The 1519-nt window shown below is 51.6% G+C and carries 1 protein-coding gene and 1 pseudogene; both read left to right on the top strand.

Going from position 1 to position 1519, the window contains the following annotated elements; genetic code table 11:
* A pseudogene (locus G3T14_RS25305) lies at window positions 1-145 on the top strand (chemotaxis protein MotB); the annotation flags it as partial.
* 1043 nt (window positions 146-1188) lie between these two features.
* A complete protein-coding gene (locus G3T14_RS24110) occupies window positions 1189-1437 on the top strand; it encodes a hypothetical protein (protein WP_163644998.1) in 249 nt (82 codons plus the stop codon).
* Window positions 1438-1519: the final 82 nt, after the last annotated feature.

Below are 1519 nucleotides of genomic sequence, written 5' to 3'. Positions count from 1 at the left end.
CCCGAACGACAACTTCGCTTCCGTGGTCGGACGCGCCGACACCGAACCGGTTTTCCCCGACAATCCCTACATCGCCCCGAACCGACGGGTGACGATCACTCTGCTCAATGCTGGCCCGCCGGTGCCCTCTAACCTTTTTCGCTGACGACAAGGCGCCTCGCCGCCTTAGGTGTTTAGTCCCAGCATTTTCAGCAAGCCGCTGGCAAAGGATGCGAGAAGGATGCGTGCTTCAGCTTCGACCCAGGTGTCGAGATCGGGCCATCTTCATTCGTAGATCTGCTCGTGATTCACGGATATTTGGTGGATAATTATAGAATATTGTCCACTACTGATTATTTATCCGAAAAGACTGGCCACTGATATATAAATTACAAATATATACTCGATTTTATACATTAGTTAAATAGTAATTTAATACACGCCTCATTGCTTGTCTTCCGATAAGAAATATATAAATCCTTTCAAGTTTGCATTGATAATTGCGGTTTTTTACAAAAACCCGCTCCTCGCATGATCCTTGAAAGCGTTCATCCTGCGAGATCCGCATTTCGTTCGGCGACCGATGGCATCAGCGAAGCTCGTAGCAGTTCACAACGACCCGCGGATTGCGGGTGACATCGAACAGCGTGGAGCACTGGACGAGGTGATTTACGTCCTTTTTCCGGAACATAATCAGCGACGTTCGGACATCATAATTTCCAGCGTACCCCGCTATTTCCCATCCATCCGTCAAAAGACGCTCTATGGTGAGAGCAGGCTCGGCGGCCGCTAAGCCGCTGCAGAGCCCCATGAAAATGATGAAGCTCTGGCAATACGGCTTCATGAACCTACACCCTTGAAAACCGTTCGAAGCTTTCTTGCGACCGCGCATGCCGGTGCCGACCGATGGTCGCTACACTGGCATGCCCAAGCATCCCTTGCACGCGACGGATCGGATCGATTCTTCATAGAAATTCAATGTTCATTTAATTTTTATTTGAGTGGCAAATTTATTTACGCATCGTGCGCTTGCAGCATACCCGGGTAAGCAATTCAGGCGCTAACGCGATGCGGTATCTGAAATATAACGGTTAAATATCGTTAAAAATGCACTATGGTGCGTTGCAAAACTTGCATACCGCAACGCACAAATCCGTGGTTAGATCTCTCTTGCGGACGGCCCCCAGCCGCTCGACCTGGAGATTTCCCATGCGCGCCACCCACGCTTTCGCCCTTGCTATCCTTGCTTCGGCAACCTTCGTGTCTGGCGCTGCCATCGCAGGCGAAATGATCCATCTGACTCCTCCGCTGTTCCGCGAGCATGCTCGAGAGACCCAGCAAGTGCGTAGCGTCAGTGATCTGAGCACCACCCCTCAGCCAGTTGCTGTGGCAAAACCCTCGGGAGCACCGCGCACTGCTCAGATCGGTGAAGATGTGGCAACGACGGGTTCTTTCTGAGACGAAGGGTACTTTTCACCGGCTGTTACTGAGGTGGTCCCGCCTTCCTGGACAGTTTGGCGGCTGAGCTAAGCTATACCCC

It is taken from the genome of Methylobacterium sp. BTF04 (assembly GCF_010692745.1).
Classification (GTDB): domain Bacteria; phylum Pseudomonadota; class Alphaproteobacteria; order Rhizobiales; family Beijerinckiaceae; genus Methylobacterium.
This window is presented reverse-complemented; position numbering and strand designations above follow the sequence as displayed.

Bases quoted from the DNA above. Each gene is read 5' to 3' on its own strand.
- G3T14_RS24110 (WP_163644998.1), top strand. From the start codon at position 1,189: ATGCGCGCCACCCACGCTTTCGCCCTTGCTATCCTTGCTTCGGCAACC.